This is a genomic window from Mesorhizobium sp. BR1-1-16, from assembly GCF_020165495.1.
GTDB lineage: Bacteria > Pseudomonadota > Alphaproteobacteria > Rhizobiales > Kaistiaceae > Kaistia.
The window spans coordinates 64,549-83,143 of record NZ_JAIUIE010000001.1 but is presented as its reverse complement, the minus strand read 5'-3'; the positions used below and the strand labels follow the sequence as shown (position 1 = coordinate 83,143).

The window sequence follows — 18,595 nt, the reverse complement described above, 5'->3', positions numbered from 1 at the left end:
GAGGCGAGACGGCATGAGCGATGAGACGCAGGAGCCGACCGGCGAAACGGCCCCTTCGCCGATGGCGGAGGCGCTCGCCGAGGCAAGGCTGGCCGCTGAACGCGGCGAAGTGCCGATCGGCGCGGTCATCGTGCTCGATGGCATCATCATCGCCCGCGCCGGAAACCGCACGCTGGAGCTGAAGGATCCGACCGCTCATGCCGAGATGCTGGTCATCCGCGAAGCTGCGGCAAAGCTGGGCTCGGAACGGCTCGTCGGCGCCGACCTCTATGTGACGCTGGAGCCCTGCCCGATGTGCGCCGCGGCGATCTCGTTCGCCCGTATCCGACGCCTCTATTATGCGGCGACCGATCCGAAAGGCGGAGCCGTCGAAAGCGGCGTTCGCCTCTACAGCCAGCCGACCTGCCACCACGCGCCCGAGGTCTATGACGGCATCGCCGCAGGCGCGGCATCGGCGCTGCTGCGCGACTTTTTCAGGCAGCGTCGATAACTCTGCACGAAATTGCACGAACTAGATGGACGGCACGGCGCAACCTGGCACGTCCGCGATGCGGTGATAGACCTTGAGGCCGCGCTCGCGGGCGATCTTCACGTCGAGATCGGCGCCCTTGGACTCGCCCGGAAGGCGCAGCACAGCATCGCAGCGCGGCAGCAGCCGATGGGCGACCGGATAGGCGATCTCCTCATAGACGGCATCGCCGATCGCGGTTGATCCGGCGACCGCCATGAGAGGCAGGGCCAGCCATTCGCCGATCAGCGGGATATGGCCGGCGCGAAACAGCGGCAATGCCGCCGCTTCGAGCGTTCGGAGATTGGCGGCCATGCGGGCAGGATCATCCCCCGTCCCCGAACGATAGGGACCGGCGACGAGGATGATCATGGGTACGGCGGCAGGCGCGGACTTTGTCGACATGGGCAACAGCTTTCTCTACACAGGATTGCACGAACATCCGCGTTTATACGCGATTGTGTGTTTTCGTGCAATATCGTGCAGGGATCGATGCCGTGCTGACCAGCGAGCGCAAACGCCACATCCTCGACATGCTGAAGCGCGACGGCCGTGTCGTCGCCAAGACCGTTAGCCAGGAACTCGGCCTCTCGGAAGACACGATCCGGCGCGATTTGCGCGAGCTGGCCGGAGAGTGCCTGCTGCAACGGGTCCATGGCGGCGCACTGCCGGCGAGCCCCGGCGTTGCCGATTTCGCCGCGCGACAGGCGATCGGCCCAGACGGAAAGCGGGCGATCGGGCGCGCGGCGGCGGCGATGGTCGAGGACGGCCAGGTCGTGATCCTCGACGGCGGCACCACGGCGCTGGAAGTTGCCCGGCATCTTCGACCTAGCCTCCGCGCGACGATCGTCACGCATGCGCCGAGCACGGCCCTGGCGCTGATGCCGCATCAGGCGGTCGAGGTCATCATCATCGGCGGACGGCTCTTCCGCCATTCAATCGTCGCGGTCGGGGCCATCGCCGCTGAACAGATCGCCCGCATCCGGGCCGACATCTATTTCCTCGGCGTCACGGGCATCCACGCCGAAGCGGGGCTGACCACCGGCGATATCGAGGAGGCCGCGATCAAGCGGCAATTGATGGGCCAGGCCGCCGAGACGATCGCGCTGGTATCCTCCGAGAAGATCGGCGCCGTCTCGCCTTTCCTCGTCGCGCCTGTCGCGGCGCTGTCCGGCATGATCGTCGAGAGCGGGCAGGAAAAGGCAACGCTCGCGCCGTTCTCACGCGACAGCATTGCCGTGACGGAAGCTTGAGGCCAACCGCAAAACAAAAAGGGCGCGGCTTGCGCCGCGCCCTTCCTGAACTCTTGGGAGATCGGACTTCCTAGAAGTCCATGCCGCCCATGCCGCCGCCGCCCGGCATCTGCGGAGCGCCGGAAGCCGGCTTCGGCAGATCGGCGATGAGCGCCTCGGTGGTGACGATCAGCGAAGCGACCGAAGCCGCGTCCTGCAGCGCCGTGCGGACGACCTTGGTCGGGTCGATGATGCCGGCGAGAACCAGGTCGACGAACTCTTCGTTCTGGGCGTCGAAGCCGAACGTGTCCGACTTGTTCTCGAGGACCTTGGAGACGACGATCGAGCCTTCGACGCCGGAATTCTCGGCGATCTGGCGGATCGGAGCCTCAAGCGCACGAAGCACGATCTTGATGCCGGCTTCGATGTCCGAATTGTCGGACTTCAGCTTCTCGACGGCCTTCTTGGCGCGCAAGAGAGCAGCGCCGCCACCGGGGACGATGCCTTCTTCAACGGCCGCGCGGGTCGCATTGAGCGCGTCGTCGACGCGGTCCTTGCGCTCCTTGACCTCAACCTCGGTCGAGCCGCCTACGCGGATGACGGCGACGCCACCAGCGAGCTTGGCGAGACGCTCCTGGAGCTTCTCCTTGTCGTAGTCCGAGGAAGTCTCCTCGATCTGCGCCTTGATCTGCGCGACGCGGCCCTCGATTTCCTTCTTCTTGCCGCTGCCGTCGACGATGGTCGTGTTCTCCTTGGAGATCGTGACCTTCTTCGCGCGGCCGAGCATGGCAAGCGTGACGTTCTCGAGCTTGATGCCGAGGTCTTCCGAGATCACCTGGCCAGCGGTGAGGATCGCGATGTCCTCAAGCATGGCCTTGCGGCGATCGCCGAAGCCCGGAGCCTTGACGGCTGCGACCTTGAGGCCGCCACGGAGCTTGTTGACGACGAGCGTGGCCAGAGCCTCGCCTTCGACGTCTTCCGAGATGATCAGGAGCGGCTTGCCCGACTGAACGACAGCCTCGAGCACCGGCAAGATCGCCTGCAGGTTCGAGAGCTTCTTCTCGTGCAGGAGGATGTACGGATCATCGAGTTCCGTGACCATCTTCTCGGCATTGGTGATGAAGTAGGGCGAGAGGTAGCCGCGGTCGAACTGCATGCCCTCGACGACTTCGAGCTCGGTCTCGGCGGTCTTGGCTTCCTCGACGGTGATGACACCCTCGTTGCCGACCTTCTGCATCGCCGAAGCGATCATCTGGCCGATTTCCTTCTCGCCATTGGCGGAGATGGTGCCGACCTGAGCGACTTCTTCCGAAGTCTTGATCTTCTTCGAGCGCTTCTCGAGATCCTTGACGGCTTCAGTCACGGCCATATCGATGCCGCGCTTCAGGTCCATCGGATTCATGCCGGCCGCAACGGCCTTGGCGCCTTCCTTGACGATCGACTGGGCGAGAACGGTCGCCGTGGTCGTGCCGTCACCGGCCTTGTCGTTGGTCTTCGAGGCGACTTCGCGCAGCAGCTGCGCGCCGAGGTTCTCGAACTTGTCCTCGAGCTCGATCTCCTTGGCGACGGAGACGCCGTCCTTGGTAATGCGGGGCGCGCCGAACGACTTCTCGATCACGACATTGCGGCCCTTCGGACCCAGCGTGACCTTGACGGCGTTGGCGAGGATGTCGACGCCGCGCAGCAGCTTTTCGCGCGCATCGGCGGAGAACTTTACGTCTTTGGCAGCCATGTGGCCTGCTCCCTTGTTATGCTAACTGGACAATAAAAAACCGCGCTAAGGAGTGAACCTTACGCGGCCTTCTTGCCGGCAGCCTTGGTCTCGATCACGCCAAGAATGTCAGACTCCTTCATGATCAGGAGATCTTCGCCGTCGATCTTGACTTCCGTGCCCGACCACTTGCCGAACAGGATGCGATCACCAGCCTTGACGTCGAGAGCGACCAGCTTGCCGGCCTCGTCACGGGCGCCCGGGCCGACGGCGACGACTTCGCCTTCCTGCGGCTTTTCCTTGGCGGTGTCCGGGATAATGATGCCGCCCTTGGTCTTCTCTTCGCCTTCAAGGCGACGGACGACAACGCGGTCATGCAGAGGACGGAAACCCATCGTAATTTTCTCCTCGCGTGAAAATTCCGCTCCAAGCGGAACCTCAGGTGAACTGGGCTGTTAGCACTCCCGATAGGCGAGTGCCAACGTGCGCAGTCGATCTAGGAGGCGGGGGTCGGAATGTCAAGGCGCGGGTGAAATCCGGGCCGCATTTTTGTTCGCCGCACTCACACCCATTCAGGGCTTGGCGTCTCGGCGGCGAGGTCGTCGACGGCCTTTTCCAGCCGCTGCATGAAGCCTTCGCCCACGCCCTGCATCGGGGCGCCGACGACGATGTCGCAGAAGAATGGGACAGGAAGATGATCGCCCTTCGGCAGCACACGGCCGAACCCGCGCAGGAACACCGGCAGCACCGGAACATCCGGCCGTCTGCGGGCGATGTAGCCGATGCCGCGCTTGAAAGCCTGGCGCAGTTCCGGCTCCCCGCGTGACCCTTCCGGAAAGATGATGAGAATCTCGCCGCGGTCGAGCGCTTCGAGCGCGCCGGCCAGCGGGTCCTTGCCACCCTTGCCCGACCCCCGCTCGACAGGAATGATGCCGAGAAGATCGACCGCGAACCACTTCAGGAAGCGGTTCTGCAGGAAATAGTCGGCGGCTGCCACGGCATGAACGCGGCGAAGCCGGCGCAGCGGGAACAGCGCCATCAGCGCCAGCGTATCGAGATGGCTGTTGTGATTGGCCGCGATGATCAGCGGTCCGTTCTTGGGGAGCCGCTCGGGATGACGCACGGCAAGGCCGATCGCGATCAGCAGGAACGGCCTGACGACCAGCGCGAAGAACAGCAGTCGGAGGAGCGAGCGGAGATGGAGACGCATGCCGTCGCTCAGAAATAGAAGTAGCGGACAGTGTGGAAGAACAGCGGCGCCGTGAAGACCAGGCTGTCGATGCGGTCGAGAATGCCGCCATGGCCGGGCAGCATGGTGCCTGTATCCTTGATGCCGAGGTCGCGCTTCATCGCCGACATGACGATGTCGCCGAAGAAGCCGGCAACGGCCAGAAGCGCCCCGATCGCGGCGCCGGCCGGCATCGTGATCGGCGTCAGTTGGGGCGCCAGCACTGCCGAAAGCAGGACAGTCGCGACCAGCCCGCCGAGAAAGCCCTCGACGGTCTTGTTGGGCGAGACCTTCGGCGTGATCTTGCGGCGGCCGAACTTCCGTCCGCACATGAACTGCGCGACATCGTTGAATTCGGTCACCACGATGAGAAAGACGAGGAGGCCGGCTCCTGTGCCCTCATGCGAGCCCGGCGGCGGGACGGCGAGCAGATAGGCCGCATGGCTGAGCGCGAACACAGCGATCATCAGCCCCCAATGCAGCGTACCCGCCGCCTTCAGGAAGCCGCTGGTCTCGCCGCGCAGCACGAGTGCGCCCGGCAGGATCAGGAACATATAGACCGGCACGAAGATGACGAACATGCCGTACCAGGCCGTGCCAACCCAGTAATACTGGATGGGCACGGCGAGGTAAGCGATGAGCAGCACGACGCGATCAGCGCGGCGGGTCGGGATGATGGTCAGATATTCCTTGAGCGCCAGATAGCTCACAAAAGCGAACAGGACGACCATCGCGGTCCGCCCGACCAGGAGGGCGGCGACGAGGATCGTCACCATCACCCACCAGGAGCGGATTCGCGCCTTCAACTCGCGCCGCTTGGCGGCGCCGGCTTCATCGGCCGGCCGCCGCAGACGCACAAACACCGACGCGAAAACGAGCCCGGCCAGAATGACGGCGATGGTTGCGGCGAGTGGGACGGGAACACCGCGCCCAGCCAGGAAATCAATCATAGTCTGGCCGCTCATGAGGCTTCTCCAAGGCTGGCTCGGGCGCGTCGGACCGACGTCCACACCGCGAGAAGCGCCAGCAGCATCATGACGATATCCACCCAGACTCCGCCACGGACGCCGATGGCAAGAATGAAGGTGAGGAAGCCAATGGCGGCGGCGCGGTCCGACTTACCCATCGGGCCGTCATAGCGCCGCGAGCCGCCGATCGTCAGACCGAGCACGCCTGTGAATTCGGTCAGCATGGCCGCGAAGACGAAGAAGATGATTGGCGCTGGCGCTGCGCCGAAGGGCGCCAAGGCGGGCACCAGCGCGAGATAGAGCGCGCCGTCTGACACCACGTCGCCGATCTCGTTCAGGAGCGCGCCGAGCCGGGATTTCTGCCCATGCTCGCGCGCGAGCATGCCGTCGATGGCATTCAGCGCCATGCGCAGAAAGAGAACGAGTGGCATCAGCAGGAGGCTGGCGCGGCTGCCCGCAAACACTACGAGAGCCACGCCGGCCGCGATGCTCAGCAGCGCCGCGGCAAGGGTGACCTGATTGGCGGTGATGCCGGCGCGCGCCAGTTGACGAACGAGTGGACGCAGCAGCGCCTGGAAACGCGGCTTCAAATCATAGACGCTTGCCATGGAGGCTCCCGATGGTTCCCGGGACAGCCGGCGGACGACCGTCTCCACCATGGTTGCCGGTCGGGCGCAGTGAGCGACATCACATGCGCTCACTCGTTGTCCTCAGGAAATAGTCAGTGGTAGCTCGATCGGAGCGGATTTGCCGGTCGCCTCATCGGTGACGGTCAGGATCAATCTGTAGGCGCCCGGCTTCAGAGCGGGCAGATCGAAGGTGACTGTGATGTGGAAATCGCGGCTTTTGCTTCGGCTGGTCTTCTGGAGCACCGCCGGCGACGCCGACTTGGCGAGAATCAGCCCCTTCTCGCTGCGGATCTCGATCGAGGTCCGGAATGTGACGGTCTCGCCGTCAGGGACCTCTTTCCAGCCGAAGCCGACCGGCTCGGCGTAGATCTTCAGTTCGGTCTTCGGCGCAAAGGTCGAATCGGCCCTAGGCTGGTATTCGCCGAAGCCGGTGACGCTGTCGACGAACAGTGCCTTGCGGAACGAGAGCGGCGCTACCTTCCAGAAGGCTTCCACCGACGCGTCGAGCGCATCGACCGCCTCGGGCAGCTTGCCCTCACCCAGCAGCGTCTCGGCTTCGCTCGCCTTGCTGGCGATTTCGCCGGCCGTTGCCGCCAGCCCCGACATGGCGAGCACGAACGCACCCGCCGCCGCGATCCCGGAAAGCCGGGACGCCCTTGACCTCATGACCCACCCCTCGCAAGGCGCAAAAACACGCCCAAGAACAGCCCGTTCAGGCGGAACATGCCGTCCCGCAACGCCTGGCGCAAGCATTTCGGTGGCTGAGCATGAAAGGCCGAGGTCGGCTCAGGCCGTCCGCTTTTCCTGCCAGGCCTGACGCTTGCGATAAATCGTCGAAGGGCTGATTTCGAGCGCAGCAGCCGCGCGTGCGATATTGCCCGCGAAGGCGCCGACGGCGCTTTCGATGATCGAGCGCTCCTGCTCCCAGAACGGCATGATCGGCGCGGCGTCCCGGCGGGGCGGGCTCGGCGACTCTTCCACGAGACCGGGCGCGGCGCTGCTGCGAATCGTTGCCGGAAGCATTGCGGCCGCAACCTCGCCGCCATGATTGAGCACCACGGTCCGGCGGATCGCGTTCTGGAGTTCGCGAACATTGCCCGGCCAGGGATGATGGATCAGCCGCTCGGCAGCATCGGCAGCGAAGCCGCGGAACGAGCGCCCTTCCTCGGCGGCATAGCGGGAGAGGAAGGTGCTTGCGAGCAGAAGGATGTCTTCGCCGCGCTCGCGCAGCGGCGGCATGTGGATCGGCAGGACATGCAGCCGATAGAACAGGTCCTCGCGGAAGCGCCCGGCCGCGATCTCGGCAAAGGGATCGCGATTGGTGGCGCTGACGATGCGCACGTCGACGCGGCGCACGGCGGCATCGCCGACCCGCTGTACCGTGCCGCTCTGGATGAAGCGCAGCAGCTTGGCCTGCAGGCCGAGATCCATCTCGCCGATCTCATCGAGAAACAGCGTGCCGCCATCGGCGAGCTCGGCCGCACCGGCCCGCGTCTCAGTCGCGCCTGTGAAGGCGCCGCGCACATGGCCGAAGATCTCGCTTTCCATGAGATCTTTCGGGATCGCGCCGCAATTGATGGCGATGAACGGCTTGCCGCCCCGGCCGGAGCGCGCATGCAGCGCCTCGGCGCAGACTTCCTTGCCGGTGCCGCTCTCGCCGGTGATGAACACGGGCGCACGCGACGGCGCGATGCGCTCGATCTGTTCGAACACCGTGAGCATGGCCGGGGAACGCCCGACGAAATTCTCGAAGCCTTCGCGTTGCGGCTCGGTGGCACCGGCCGGCCCCGTCGCTTCAGGCTTCTCCGCTTCAGGGGCGACTCTGAAGTCCCAGGCCCTGATGGCCGCTTCCAGCCGCTCGATGAGAGCGGCGGCACCGAAAGGCTTCTGCAGATAATCGACGGCGCCAGCCCGCATCGCTGCAACCGCCGTATTCAGCGAGCCGCGCGCGCTGGTGGCGATCACCCGCGAGGAGCCTTCAGCGAAGATCGTCAGGGCCTCGACGCCGCCCACGGTTTCGAGATCGGCGAGCACCACGGCGCGCTTGTCGCTGGCGAGCATGCCGATTGCCTCCGCACGCGTCGCGAACGCCACAGGCGCGTCGCTCGTGCCAGCGAGCAAGCTTGCGTGGCCGGCGGCGATCCGGCGCTGCACCGGATCGGCATCGACGATCACAATCTGGACGGGCCCTTGCGAGCCGCCGACAAACCCCATTTCAGGAAGACCCCTCTTCCGACGCGGCATTCCCGCTGTCGCAATGGAGACTGGCAGAACAGGGTAAACAAAGAGTTCCAAATTTGTGTTGCATTGCAGCAATATTGTTGCAATGCAACAATGCATAATCGCGCTGGAACCATCCGCGTTCTGCTTGACCCTCGCGCTGCAAACCAATAGGCGCTTCGCATGGCCAATTATTCTGCGCCCGGCCCCGTGCCGGGTCTCGCTTCCCTGGCGCCGCGCTACGACGCGGTGCTGTGTGATGTCTGGGGCGTGCTGCATAACGGCATGGCGTCCTTCCCGCCCGCGCGTGAAGCTCTGGCGGCGTTCCGCGCTGCCGGGGGGACCGTGGTCCTCATCACCAATGCGCCGCGCACCAGTCCCTTCATCATCGAGCAGATTGCCGAACTCGGCGTTGCCGCGACATCCTATGATGCGATCGTCACCTCGGGGGACGTCACGCGCGCACTTCTGGCCGAGAAGGCGCCTGCCCGGCTGCGCCATATCGGGCCGGCCCAGCACCTGACGCTCTATGACGGCCTCGACCTGCCGCTTTCGAGCGTGGAGGAGGCCGAGATCGTCTGCTGCACGGGGCTGCGGGACGACATTCATGAAACGCCTGAAGATTATGAGGCAGAGCTTGCGGCTCTGGCGGTGCGCGGGCTTCCGATGATCTGCGCCAATCCTGACATCGTGGTCGAGCGGGGCCACCAGCTGGTCTACTGCGCCGGTGCGCTGGCGGCGCGCTATTCAGCGCTTGGCGGATCGACGTCCGTCGCTGGCAAGCCGCACGCGCCGATCTATGAGGCGGCCCTCGAACGCGTCGCCGCGATCCGCGGCGGCCCGGTGGCCCGCGACCGAGTCCTGGCGATCGGCGATGGCGCGCCGACCGACCTTGCGGGCGCGTTCCGCCACGACATCGATGTTCTGTTCGTGACCGGCGGCATCCATTCCGGCCATTTCGGACCGGCCGATGCGCCTGATATCGCGGCGGTGCACCGGTTTCTCGCCGACGAAGGCCTCGGAGCCACGGCCTTCCTGCCGGGGCTCATCTGGTGAGAACCGTGCGCATGACGGTCTCGCGCCGCCTTGACGGACACGCGCCCAGCGGCCAGTTTCCGCTGCGCATGGGCGCCGTCGGAGCGCCGGCCCTTTCACTCAGGATCTCGACGGCGGACCGATGCTGACGGCGGCTCCCCTCATCCCGCTCGACGATGTCCCGGCACGGCTGCGCGGCGCCGCGCTCGCCATCGGCAATTTTGACGGCATGCATCGCGGCCATCATGCATTGTTCGCCGCCAGCCGGAACGAGGCGGATGCCCGCGGAATTCCGGCGCTGATGCTGACTTTCGAGCCGCATCCGCGCACGGTGCTGCGTCCCGGTGAACCTCTGTTCCGCCTGACGCCGCTCGATGCCAAGGCGAGGCTGGCCGGCGCCTTCGGTCTCGACGGCGTGGTCGTCGCCAAGTTCGACACCGAATTCGCGAATGTCAGCGCCGAGGAGTTCGTCGCCGATGTGCTCGTCAAGCGGCTCGGCATCACGGCGGTCGTCGTCGGGCACGACTTCCAGTTCGGGCACGACCGGCTGGGCTCGCCGGCTTTCCTTGCCAGCGCCGGCGAACGGCACGGCTTCACCACGACGGTGGTCGGCGCTGTCACGGACGCATTCGGCGCCCCCTATTCGGCGAGCCGCATCCGCAGCCTGCTCGAAGAAGGCGATATCGCGCTCGCGAATGACGAGCTTGGCTATCGCTGGTTTGTAGTCGGGGCCGTGCAGCATGGCGACAAGCGGGGACGGGAACTCGGCTATCCGACGGCCAATATCCGCCTCGCCGCCGATTGCGGCCTGGCACTCGGCATCTATGCGGTCACACTGACGCGCGCCGACGGCACCGTCCTTCCCGGTGTGGCGAGCTATGGCCGCCGGCCCACTTTCGACAATGGCGCTGTGATCCTCGAAGCGCATGTGTTCGATTTCGCGGGCGATCTCTATGGCGAGACGGTCGCGGTCACGTTTCACGCCTTCCTGCGTGGCGAGGAGCGCTTTACCTCGATCGACGCGCTCATCGCGCAGATGGACCTCGATTCACTGGCCGCGCGCGCCATTCTGGCTGCCGCCGGGCCCGGCTCGGATGTCGATCTGCGCCTCGCGGGCAGCAGCGATGTTGCCGAGGGAGAAACGATCGCTTAGAACGGCCGCACACGCGTGCCGGAATTTTGCCCGTTTCATCGTCCTAAACTGCGGCGATCATGCTGCGTCCACCGTCGGGCGCCGAGGAGTAACCCGTCGACATGCTCGCATTCAGCATTCCGCGTCTTGCCGCCCTGCCGGCCATCAGCATCCTGGCCGGCCTCGTCGCTGCCTGTTCGGGCACGACCTATGGCACCGGTATCTCGCCCGAGCAGCAGACGGTGTCCGACCTGATGGGCATCGCCAGCCTTGGCGGCAGCAAGGCGCCGCCGATCGACTATCGGCCGCGCGGCAATATCGTGGCACCGCCCAATGCCAGCACATTGCCGGTGCCGGGCTCTGCGGCCACAACCACAGCCGTGGCTTCGGTCGAATCCGACCCGAACTGGCCGAAGGATCCCGATGTCGATGCGCAGCAGCGCAAGCAGGCCAAGCAGGCCTCGTTCGGCAAGCCGTCGCCGAATTTCATCCTGCCCGCCGGCCAGACATCGATCGGCAATGCGCAGGCGAGCGCCAATGCCTATGACGCGCAGCGTCGCGCCGAGGGCAAGCAGGCCTGGGACGAATTGCACAAGAGCAAGCGCGGCTCGGTTGACGCCAATGGCAATCCGGTCCGCAAATATCTGACCGAGCCGCCGGTCGCCTATCGCGAGCCCGATCCGAATGCGCCGATGTCGGATCCGCCAAAGGCCAAGATGAAGAAGTTCGACATCACCAAGCTCTGGCCTTTCTAGGCCGGAGCCACCACGGCGAACTTCTCGAATCGCCGCGCTCCGGTGTCCGCGTCATCGCGGATCGGCCGTTCCCGATTCGACCTGCCGTTCCCGATCCGGGCGGCAAGACCGAAACCTGCCAGCAGTCCTGCCCATCACGACGCCACGCGGCGACCGCGCGGACGCGGCTGTCATCTTCCGGTAATGTTCCGGCAAGCACGCCGACAGACGACGATCCCCATAGTGACCCGTCCTGCCCTTGATATCGGAGCCGACGATGAAGCTGAGCGCCATCCGCGATGCCTTTAGGACGATCGCGCGGCTAGCCGTCCCCTATTTCAAATCCGAGCAGAAATGGTTCGCGCTCGGCATGCTCGCCATCGTCATCGGCCTGCAGCTGTTTGGCGTATGGCTCGACGTCCGCTTCAACAAGTGGAACAACGATTTCTATAATTCGCTGCAGAACAAGAACTGGGACGCCTTCGCCTACCAGCTCTTCTTCGTCTTCAGCTGGATCGCGGCGCTCTCGATTCTCTCCGGCGTCTACCAGACCTACATGTCGCAATGGCTGCGCATCCGCTGGCGGGAGTGGATGGTCGGGCGCTATCTCGGCCGCTGGATGGGCGGAGCCCGGCACTACCGGATGCGCCTTTCTGAGAACGCGGCCGACAACCCGGATCAGCGTATCGCAGAGGATACGCAGCAATTCGTCGACGGAACGCTATCCATCGGCGTTGCGATGCTTGGACAGATCGTCACGCTGGTCTCGTTCATCTTCATTCTCTGGGGCCTCTCCTCCGACAAGCCGCTCGTGCTTTTCGGGCAGAGCTATTACATCCCCGGTTATCTCGTCTGGACGTCGCTGGCCTATGCGATCGTCGGCACATTCTTCGCGCACTGGATCGGCAAGCCGCTGGTGCATCTCAACTTCATGCAGCAGCGCTATGAAGCAGACTTCCGCTTCGCGCTCGTGCGGGACCGCGAAAACGGCGAGGAAATCGCCCTGCTGCAAGGCGAGCCGGCGGAACGCGCGCAGCTCGGTGGGCGCTTCCAGAACGTCGTCGGCAATTTCTTTCAGCTCATGCTGCGCCAGAAATGGCTGAACTTCTTTCAGAGCGGTTACGGCCAGATCGCGATCATCTTCCCATTCTTCGTGCTGAGCCCGCTCTATTTCGCCGGAACCACCGACCTCGGCGGACTGATGCAGACCGCATCGGCGTTCGGCACGGTGCGGGCCGCCTTTTCGTTCTTCGTCACAGCATACGACACACTGGCCAACTGGAAGGCCGTCGTCGATCGTCTTGATGGCTTCGACCGTTCGCTGGTCACCGTGGAGGCCGAGGCCGAACAGGGCCCGAAGCTTGCCGCCGACAACAGCGCCGCCAGCCTCGCCATCGAGAATCTCGTCGTGCGCCTGCCGGATGGCCGCCCGGTCGTCGAGGTGCCCGAATTGACGCTGCAGCCGCGTGAGAGCGTGCTGGTCACCGGCCCGTCCGGATCGGGCAAGACCAGCCTCTTCCGGGCGCTCGCCGGCATCTGGCCGTTCGGCGGCGGCGGCGTGCATATCCCCGAGAATGCCGATCTGCTCATCTTGCCGCAGAACGCCTATATGCCGCTCGGTACGCTGCGGGCCGCCCTCGCCTATCCGCGCGAGCCCGAGGCGATCTCCGATTCGGACGTCAGCGATGTGCTCGGCGCCGTCGGCCTCGCGCGGCTTTTGGCCGAGCTCGACGAGCCGGCCAATTGGGGCAATCGGCTTTCGGGCGGCGAGCAGCAGCGAATCGCCATTGCGCGCGCCCTGCTGGCGAAGCCCGACTGGCTGCTGCTCGATGAAGCGACCAGCGCGCTCGACGAGGCCGGCGAGGCCGATATCTACAAGCTCATCGCCGATCGCCTACCGGAGACGACCGTCGTCTCGATCGGCCATCGCTCCAGCCTCGTGCCGCTGCATCAGCGCTTCCTCCGCCTCATCGGCGCGGACGAAGGCATGCATACGCTGATCGAAGACGCCGCGCCGACAACAATCCCTGCCTGATCCTCAAGGACATCTCGTGGCTGCCCTCACAGGCGATCACGAGATCGTCCACTAAAATTGAACAGTGTGTAGTTCGTCGGGTAGTTTTCAGAGACAATCCAAATGCTGTAGATAGCGGTCAGCTATTCACCTCTCCGGAGTGCGTTCCTTGACCGATCTTTCCAGCCAGAAGCTCATCGTGCCTGCCCTTGGCGGCCTATATTCCCGTGCCACGCCGCTGTTCGAAGCGCTGCTGCGCGTCGCCGTCGGCCTCTGGATGGTGCCGCATGGCGCCCAGAAGCTGTTTGGCCTCTTCGGCGGCGGCGGCATCGCCGGCACCGCGGGCTTCTTCAGCCAGATCGGCCTCGAGCCGGCCGTGCCGCTCGCCGTTCTCGCCGGCCTCGGCGAATTCGTTGGCGGCTTGTTGCTCGCCATCGGTCTCTTCACCCGGCCGGCGGCCGTCGCGACGACCATCGTTCTCGCGGTCGCCGTCATGAGCGTCCATATCGGCAACGGCTTCTTCGCCCAGGGCGGCGGCTTCGAATATCCGGCGCTGTGGTTCTTCGCCTCGCTTTATTTCGTGTTCCGCGGCGCCAACCAGTATTCGGTCGACGCCAAGCTCGGCCGCGCGTTCTGAGCCTCCGCGCCTCAGCGTTTCGTCAAGGCCGCCCTTCGGGGCGGCCTTTTCGTTTGGGGGCCCCAAGGTTGCCCCGAGGGGGTCGATGGGGTACGAAACGCACCGCTCCGGAACCGGGGCGCGCGACACGGGAATGAACGACATGGCCGATATCAAGAAGACGAACGCCTTGAAGGCGCGGCTCCCGCGCGGGCTCGTCGATCGCCATGCCGGCACGATCAAGGCGACCGAGGCCATGGTCGCGAAGATCAAGGCCGTCTACGAGCTTTATGGCTTCGAACCGGTGGAAACACCGCTGATCGAATATACCGATGCGCTCGGCAAGTTCCTGCCCGATCAGGACCGGCCGAATGAGGGCGTGTTCTCGTTCCAGGACGATGACGAACAGTGGCTGTCGCTGCGCTACGACCTGACGGCGCCGCTCGCCCGCACTGTCGCCGAGAATTTCGACGCGCTGCCGAAGCCCTATCGCAGCTATCGCGCGGGCTGGGTGTTCCGCAACGAGAAGCCCGGCCCCGGCCGTTTCCGCCAGTTCATGCAGTTCGACGCCGACACGATCGGCGCCGCCTCGCCGGCCGCCGACGCGGAGATGTGCATGATGATGGCCGACACGCTGGAGGCGCTGGGCCTCGAGCGCGGCCAATACGTCATCCGCGTCAACAACCGCAAGGTGCTCGACGGCGTCATGGACGCAATTGGGCTTGCGGGTGAAGAGAACGCCGGCCGAAGGCTGACCGTGCTTCGCGCGATCGACAAGCTCGACAAGTTCGGCCCGGAAGGCGTGCGGCTTCTGCTCGGCGCCGGCCGCAAGGATGAGAGCGGCGATTTTACGAAGGGTGCGGGTCTGGATCAGGTCGCGATCGATAAGGTCGTCGCGAGGCTGACCGCAGAGGCCGGCGCTTCGGCCGACGCGTCCGGGATTGAAGCGGATGGACTACGCGAACTTGCGGAGATCCAGTCGCTCGTAAGCGCAGCGGGATATGGCCCGGAGCGCATCAAGATCGACCCCTCCGTCGTCCGCGGCCTCGAATATTATACCGGCCCGGTCTTCGAGGCCGAGTTGCTGTTCGAGACGGTCAACGACAAGGGCGAGCCGGCGCGCTTCGGCTCGATCGGCGGTGGCGGGCGCTATGACGGGCTGGTCGGGCGCTTCCGGTCGGAAAGCGTTCCGGGCACAGGCTTCTCGATCGGCGTTTCCCGCCTGATGGCAGCGCTGACCGCGCTCGGCAAGATTTCCACCACGCCGGAACCCGGCCCTGTCGTCGTCACCATCTTCGATCGCGACCGGGTGGGCGACTATCAGCGCATGGTCAAGACGCTCCGCGACGCCGGCATCCGCGCCGAGCTTTATCTCGGCGGCTCCGGCCCCAAGGCGCAGCTCAAATATGCCGACAAGCGCAACAGCCCCTGCGTGATCATCCAGGGCGGCGATGAACTGGCCAAGGGCGTCGTGCAGATCAAGGATCTCGCGCTCGGCAAGCAGATGTCGGCGGGGATCGCCGACAACGCGGCCTGGCGCGAAGGTCGGCCGGCGCAGTTCGAGGTGGCCGAGGCCGACATGGTCGAGGCTGTGAGGCGTATCGTCGAGGGAGGTACCGCATGACCGTCGACAGCGCCCCGCTGCGCATCCTCCTCTCCGAGGCGGGCTATCGTTTCCTCGATCCGCCGATTCTCTCCGATGCGACCGTATTCCTCGAGGTCGCCGGCGAGGATCTGCGCCGCCGACTCTACATGACGTCGGGCGTGGATGGCCGCGAACTTTGCCTGCGGCCCGAGTTCACGATTCCCGTCTGCCTGCATCACCTTGCGACCGGCGATGCGCACCGCATGGCCGACTATGCCTATATCGGGCCGGTGTTCCGGCACCGGATCGGCGCCAGCGGTGAATTCCACCAGGCCGGCATTGAATCGCTCGGCCGGACGGATCGCATCACGGCTGATGCCGACGTGCTGGCGCTCGCCATCGACGCCGTCGGCCTCTACGGGCTCGACGCTCCGGATGTCCGCATCGGCGATTCGCTGCTGTTCTCGGCTGTGATCGATGCGCTCGGCATCGCCCAGGTCTGGAAGCGACGCCTCGCACGCGCCTTTGGCGATGATGCACGCCTCGAAGCGGCCATCGAGCGGCTCTCGGGCGGCAAGTCGGCCGAGGCGCCGGCGCATGCCGGCTTCCTCTCGGCGCTTGACGGCACCGACCATGAGGCGGCGCATCGGATCGTCGAGGATCTTCTCTCGATTGCCGGCATTCGCTCGGTCGGCGGGCGCGCGGCCGGCGAGATCGCCGATCGTTTCCTCGAACAATCCTCGCTCGCGGCCGGAGCCGGTCTCGATGACCGCGCCCGCGCGGTGATCGGACGTTTCCTCGCCGTTTCCGGAACGCCGGAAGCGGCGCTCGCTGACCTCAGAAGCCTCGCCACCGACGAAAATATCGACATGGCCACCGTGCTCGACAGCTTCGAGAAGCGCTCGGAAGGTCTCGCCCGCCGTGGCATCGACATTGCCAGGCTGCATTTTTCGGCCAGCTTCGGCCGCCGGCTCGACTATTATTCGGGCTTCGTCTTCGAAATTCACGATCCCGCCGGTATCAGCGGCCAGCCTGTTGTCGGTGGCGGCCGCTATGACCGCCTGCTGCCGGCGCTCGGCGCCAAGGCCAGCGTGCCGGCCGTCGGATTCGCCCTCTGGCTCGACCGCGTCAAGGAGGAGGCCCGATGACCGCCCCGCTCGTGCTCGCCGTCCCCTCTAAGGGCCGGCTGCAGGAAAACGCCAACGCCTTTTTCACGCGCGCCGGACTTCCTGTGCAGCAGGCCGGGAGCGAGCGCTCCTATCGCGGCAGCATCACCGGCCTGGGCGATGTCGAGATCGCCTATCTCTCGGCCTCCGAGATCACGCGGGAACTGGCTGCGGGCACCGTGCATCTCGGCGTCACCGGGCGTGACCTCGTCGAGGAGGAAGTGCCTGATTTCGCCGAACGGCTCGACCTCGTGTTGCCGCTCGGCTTCGGTCATGCCGATGTCGTCGTCGCCGTGCCCGAGGGCTGGATCGATGTGCGCAGTATGGCCGATCTCGATGATGTCGCTGCAGATTTCCGCCCGCGCCATGGCCGCTGGCTCACTGTCGCCACGAAATATGTGAACCTGACCCGGCGCTTCTTCCATGAGCACGGGATCGCCGATTATCGGATCGTCGAAAGCCTCGGCGCAACCGAGGGGGCGCCTGCATCCGGCGCCGCCGATCTGATCGTCGACATCACGACGACGGGGTCGACCCTTGCCGCCAATGCGCTGAAGGTTATCGGCGACGGCGTCATCCTGCGCTCGGAAGCGCATCTCGTCGCCTCGATCGCTGCCAACTGGAGCGGTGGCGCGCGCGGGGCGCTGCGCACCATCCTCGACCGGATCGAAGCGGAGGCGGCTGGCCGTTCATTGCGCGAGATCCGCGCCGATGTCAGCGATGGCGAGGGCGCGGCGATGGTCGCCCACGACCGCTTCGGAGCCACGGCGCCGTTCGGCACCGGGCACGGGCCTTTGACGCTGCATTGCCCAGCATCCAAGGTCTACCAGTGCGCCGAATGGCTTCGCACCGGCGCCGGCGCCCGCAGCGTCACGGTCACGCGCCTCGACATGGTGTTTTCCGCGACCAGCCCGCTCGCCGCGCGCCTGCTCGGCCGCCTCGACGGGCAGATGCCGGCATAAGTCGGTCCTTCCGAACGGTCATTGCCGGGGTCACCCCGGCAATCAAGACTTCACGACGACCGAAGCCTTCTTGCGGCGCGCCCTCACTGAACCTTGCGGACGGGCGGGACCAGTTCGGCGCGCAATTCGAGGGCTTCGCTCCGGCAGGGGCAGCCTTCCAGATGGTCGTTGACGAGGCCCATCGCCTGCATGAAGGCGTAGACGGTCGTCGGCCCGACAAAGCTCCAGCCGCGCTTCTTCAGGTCCTTCGACATGCGAACTGAGGCCGGCGATGTCGAGGCGGCGGTGAGCGAAGCCCGATCGAAGCGCGATGGCCGCTCCGCCGCCGACGGCTCGAAGCTCCAGACATAGGCGGCGAGCGAACCTTCCGTCGCGATGAGATCAAGCGCGCGGCGGGCATTGTTGATCGTCGAGACGATCTTGCCGCGGTGGCGGACAATGCCGGCGTCTGCCAGCAGATGCTCGATATCGGCGTCGCCGAACTCAGCCACCGCCGCCGGCTCGAAATTCGCAAAGCCACGGCGGAAACTCTCGCGTTTGCGCAAGATTGTGAGCCAGGACAGTCCGGACTGGAAACCCTCGAGGCAGAGCTTCTCGAACAGGCGCCGATCCTCGGTGACCGGCCTGCCCCACTCGCCGTCGTGATAGGCTTCGTAGTCGGGAAGTCCGCTGCTCCACCAGCAGCGCGGTCGGCCATCGGTTCCCGCCACGACCCCGTCCGGTAGCTCCATCTCGACCCCCGTTCGATGTTTGTTCTTGTTTAGCCCGGTTCCGGCAGCGGCTGCAAGAGCCGGCCGGTTAACCGAAAATTCACCACGATGCGAGCCGAAACGGCGCGTTCATCCTTCTTTTCCA

The 18,595-nt window shown here is 65.4% G+C and carries 19 protein-coding genes; 10 read left to right on the top strand and 9 right to left on the bottom strand.

Translation table 11 applies throughout. The features are described from left to right. The first annotated feature begins 13 nt into the window (after positions 1 to 13). A complete protein-coding gene (locus LB518_RS00400) occupies positions 14 to 490 on the top strand; it encodes a nucleoside deaminase (protein ID WP_224571789.1) in 477 nt (158 codons plus the stop codon). Positions 491 to 511: 21 nt separating this feature from the next. Here the strand turns inward: LB518_RS00400 and LB518_RS00395 are convergent, their stop codons facing one another. After that, positions 512 to 880, bottom strand: a complete 369-nt coding sequence (locus LB518_RS00395; RefSeq protein WP_224574221.1) for a TIR domain-containing protein — start codon at positions 878 to 880, stop codon at positions 512 to 514. Positions 881 to 1,005: 125 nt separating this feature from the next. On the opposite strand from LB518_RS00395, the gene LB518_RS00390 reads away from it, so the two are divergent. Continuing rightward, positions 1,006 to 1,761 (top strand): DeoR/GlpR family DNA-binding transcription regulator, encoded by a 756-nt coding sequence (locus LB518_RS00390; RefSeq protein WP_224571787.1) that lies wholly within the window; start codon positions 1,006 to 1,008, stop codon positions 1,759 to 1,761. 70 nt (positions 1,762 to 1,831) lie between these two features. On the opposite strand, the gene groL is transcribed toward LB518_RS00390, so the two are convergent. The 7 genes from groL to LB518_RS00355 form a co-directional block, all read right to left on the bottom strand. Continuing rightward, positions 1,832 to 3,472, bottom strand: coding sequence for a chaperonin GroEL (gene groL, locus LB518_RS00385; RefSeq protein ID WP_224571785.1), 1,641 nt, complete (start codon positions 3,470 to 3,472; stop codon positions 1,832 to 1,834). Positions 3,473 to 3,531: 59 nt separating this feature from the next. Continuing rightward, positions 3,532 to 3,846, bottom strand: coding sequence for a co-chaperone GroES (gene groES, locus LB518_RS00380; protein WP_073051528.1), 315 nt, complete (start codon positions 3,844 to 3,846; stop codon positions 3,532 to 3,534). A gap of 167 nt (positions 3,847 to 4,013) precedes the next feature. Next, complete coding sequence (locus tag LB518_RS00375; RefSeq protein ID WP_224571784.1) at positions 4,014 to 4,661, bottom strand: lysophospholipid acyltransferase family protein; 648 nt, start codon at positions 4,659 to 4,661, stop codon at positions 4,014 to 4,016. An 8-nt stretch (positions 4,662 to 4,669) separates the two neighbouring features. After that, a complete protein-coding gene (locus LB518_RS00370; RefSeq protein WP_224571782.1) occupies positions 4,670 to 5,644 on the bottom strand; it encodes a phosphatidate cytidylyltransferase in 975 nt (324 codons plus the stop codon). Beyond that, positions 5,641 to 6,255 carry a CDP-alcohol phosphatidyltransferase family protein gene (locus LB518_RS00365; protein WP_224571780.1) on the bottom strand — a complete coding sequence of 205 codons (615 nt, stop codon included), beginning with the start codon at positions 6,253 to 6,255 and terminating at the stop codon, positions 5,641 to 5,643. Before LB518_RS00365 ends, LB518_RS00370 begins: the two co-directional genes overlap by 4 nt. A 102-nt stretch (positions 6,256 to 6,357) precedes the next feature. Beyond that, entirely contained in the window at positions 6,358 to 6,942 is a 585-nt protein-coding gene (locus LB518_RS00360) for a hypothetical protein (RefSeq protein ID WP_224571778.1), read from the bottom strand. A gap of 120 nt (positions 6,943 to 7,062) precedes the next feature. Beyond that, complete coding sequence (locus LB518_RS00355; protein WP_224571776.1) at positions 7,063 to 8,520, bottom strand: sigma-54-dependent transcriptional regulator; 1,458 nt, start codon at positions 8,518 to 8,520, stop codon at positions 7,063 to 7,065. Positions 8,521 to 8,679: 159 nt separating this feature from the next. Here LB518_RS00355 and LB518_RS00350 point away from each other — a divergent pair, with 159 nt between their 5' ends. The 8 genes from LB518_RS00350 (at position 8,680) to hisG (ending at position 17,740) form a co-directional block, all read left to right on the top strand. Continuing rightward, a complete protein-coding gene (locus LB518_RS00350) occupies positions 8,680 to 9,552 on the top strand; it encodes a TIGR01459 family HAD-type hydrolase (protein ID WP_224571774.1) in 873 nt (290 codons plus the stop codon). A gap of 121 nt (positions 9,553 to 9,673) precedes the next feature. Next, positions 9,674 to 10,684 (top strand): bifunctional riboflavin kinase/FAD synthetase, encoded by a 1,011-nt coding sequence (locus LB518_RS00345; RefSeq protein ID WP_224571772.1) that lies wholly within the window; start codon positions 9,674 to 9,676, stop codon positions 10,682 to 10,684. Between the two features lie 101 nt (positions 10,685 to 10,785). After that, positions 10,786 to 11,418, top strand: coding sequence for a hypothetical protein (locus tag LB518_RS00340; protein ID WP_224571771.1), 633 nt, complete (start codon positions 10,786 to 10,788; stop codon positions 11,416 to 11,418). A gap of 256 nt (positions 11,419 to 11,674) precedes the next feature. Beyond that, positions 11,675 to 13,432, top strand: a complete 1,758-nt coding sequence (locus LB518_RS00335) for an ABC transporter ATP-binding protein/permease (RefSeq protein WP_224571769.1) — start codon at positions 11,675 to 11,677, stop codon at positions 13,430 to 13,432. Between the two features lie 148 nt (positions 13,433 to 13,580). Next, on the top strand, positions 13,581 to 14,048 hold the full coding sequence (locus tag LB518_RS00330; RefSeq protein WP_224571767.1) for a DoxX family protein: 468 nt from the start codon (positions 13,581 to 13,583) through the stop codon (positions 14,046 to 14,048). A gap of 142 nt (positions 14,049 to 14,190) precedes the next feature. Then, positions 14,191 to 15,651, top strand: a complete 1,461-nt coding sequence (hisS, locus tag LB518_RS00325) for a histidine--tRNA ligase (RefSeq protein WP_224571766.1) — start codon at positions 14,191 to 14,193, stop codon at positions 15,649 to 15,651. Continuing rightward, entirely contained in the window at positions 15,648 to 16,760 is a 1,113-nt protein-coding gene (locus tag LB518_RS00320; protein WP_224571764.1) for an ATP phosphoribosyltransferase regulatory subunit, read from the top strand. The genes hisS and LB518_RS00320 overlap by 4 nt, the downstream gene beginning before the upstream one ends. After that, positions 16,757 to 17,740, top strand: a complete 984-nt coding sequence (gene hisG, locus LB518_RS00315; RefSeq protein ID WP_224571755.1) for an ATP phosphoribosyltransferase — start codon at positions 16,757 to 16,759, stop codon at positions 17,738 to 17,740. The genes LB518_RS00320 and hisG overlap by 4 nt, the downstream gene beginning before the upstream one ends. An 83-nt stretch (positions 17,741 to 17,823) precedes the next feature. On the opposite strand, the gene LB518_RS00310 is transcribed toward hisG, so the two are convergent. After that, positions 17,824 to 18,471, bottom strand: coding sequence for a DNA-3-methyladenine glycosylase I (locus LB518_RS00310; protein WP_224571753.1), 648 nt, complete (start codon positions 18,469 to 18,471; stop codon positions 17,824 to 17,826). Positions 18,472 to 18,595 lie beyond the last annotated feature (124 nt).

Coding starts and splice junctions, on each gene's coding strand:
- LB518_RS00400 (WP_224571789.1), top strand. CDS start 14: ATGAGCGATGAGACGCAGGAGCCGACCGGCGAAACGGCCCCTTCGCCG.
- LB518_RS00395 (WP_224574221.1), bottom strand. CDS start 880: ATGATCATCCTCGTCGCCGGTCCCTATCGTTCGGGGACGGGGGATGAT.
- groL (WP_224571785.1), bottom strand. CDS start 3,472: ATGGCTGCCAAAGACGTAAAGTTCTCCGCCGATGCGCGCGAAAAGCTG.
- groES (WP_073051528.1), bottom strand. CDS start 3,846: ATGGGTTTCCGTCCTCTGCATGACCGCGTTGTCGTCCGTCGCCTTGAA.
- LB518_RS00375 (WP_224571784.1), bottom strand. CDS start 4,661: ATGCGTCTCCATCTCCGCTCGCTCCTCCGACTGCTGTTCTTCGCGCTG.
- LB518_RS00370 (WP_224571782.1), bottom strand. CDS start 5,644: ATGAGCGGCCAGACTATGATTGATTTCCTGGCTGGGCGCGGTGTTCCC.
- LB518_RS00365 (WP_224571780.1), bottom strand. CDS start 6,255: ATGGCAAGCGTCTATGATTTGAAGCCGCGTTTCCAGGCGCTGCTGCGT.
- LB518_RS00360 (WP_224571778.1), bottom strand. CDS start 6,942: ATGAGGTCAAGGGCGTCCCGGCTTTCCGGGATCGCGGCGGCGGGTGCG.
- LB518_RS00355 (WP_224571776.1), bottom strand. CDS start 8,520: ATGCCGCGTCGGAAGAGGGGTCTTCCTGAAATGGGGTTTGTCGGCGGC.
- LB518_RS00350 (WP_224571774.1), top strand. CDS start 8,680: ATGGCCAATTATTCTGCGCCCGGCCCCGTGCCGGGTCTCGCTTCCCTG.
- LB518_RS00345 (WP_224571772.1), top strand. CDS start 9,674: ATGCTGACGGCGGCTCCCCTCATCCCGCTCGACGATGTCCCGGCACGG.
- LB518_RS00340 (WP_224571771.1), top strand. CDS start 10,786: ATGCTCGCATTCAGCATTCCGCGTCTTGCCGCCCTGCCGGCCATCAGC.
- LB518_RS00335 (WP_224571769.1), top strand. CDS start 11,675: ATGAAGCTGAGCGCCATCCGCGATGCCTTTAGGACGATCGCGCGGCTA.
- hisS (WP_224571766.1), top strand. CDS start 14,191: ATGGCCGATATCAAGAAGACGAACGCCTTGAAGGCGCGGCTCCCGCGC.
- LB518_RS00320 (WP_224571764.1), top strand. CDS start 15,648: ATGACCGTCGACAGCGCCCCGCTGCGCATCCTCCTCTCCGAGGCGGGC.
- hisG (WP_224571755.1), top strand. CDS start 16,757: ATGACCGCCCCGCTCGTGCTCGCCGTCCCCTCTAAGGGCCGGCTGCAG.
- LB518_RS00310 (WP_224571753.1), bottom strand. CDS start 18,471: ATGGAGCTACCGGACGGGGTCGTGGCGGGAACCGATGGCCGACCGCGC.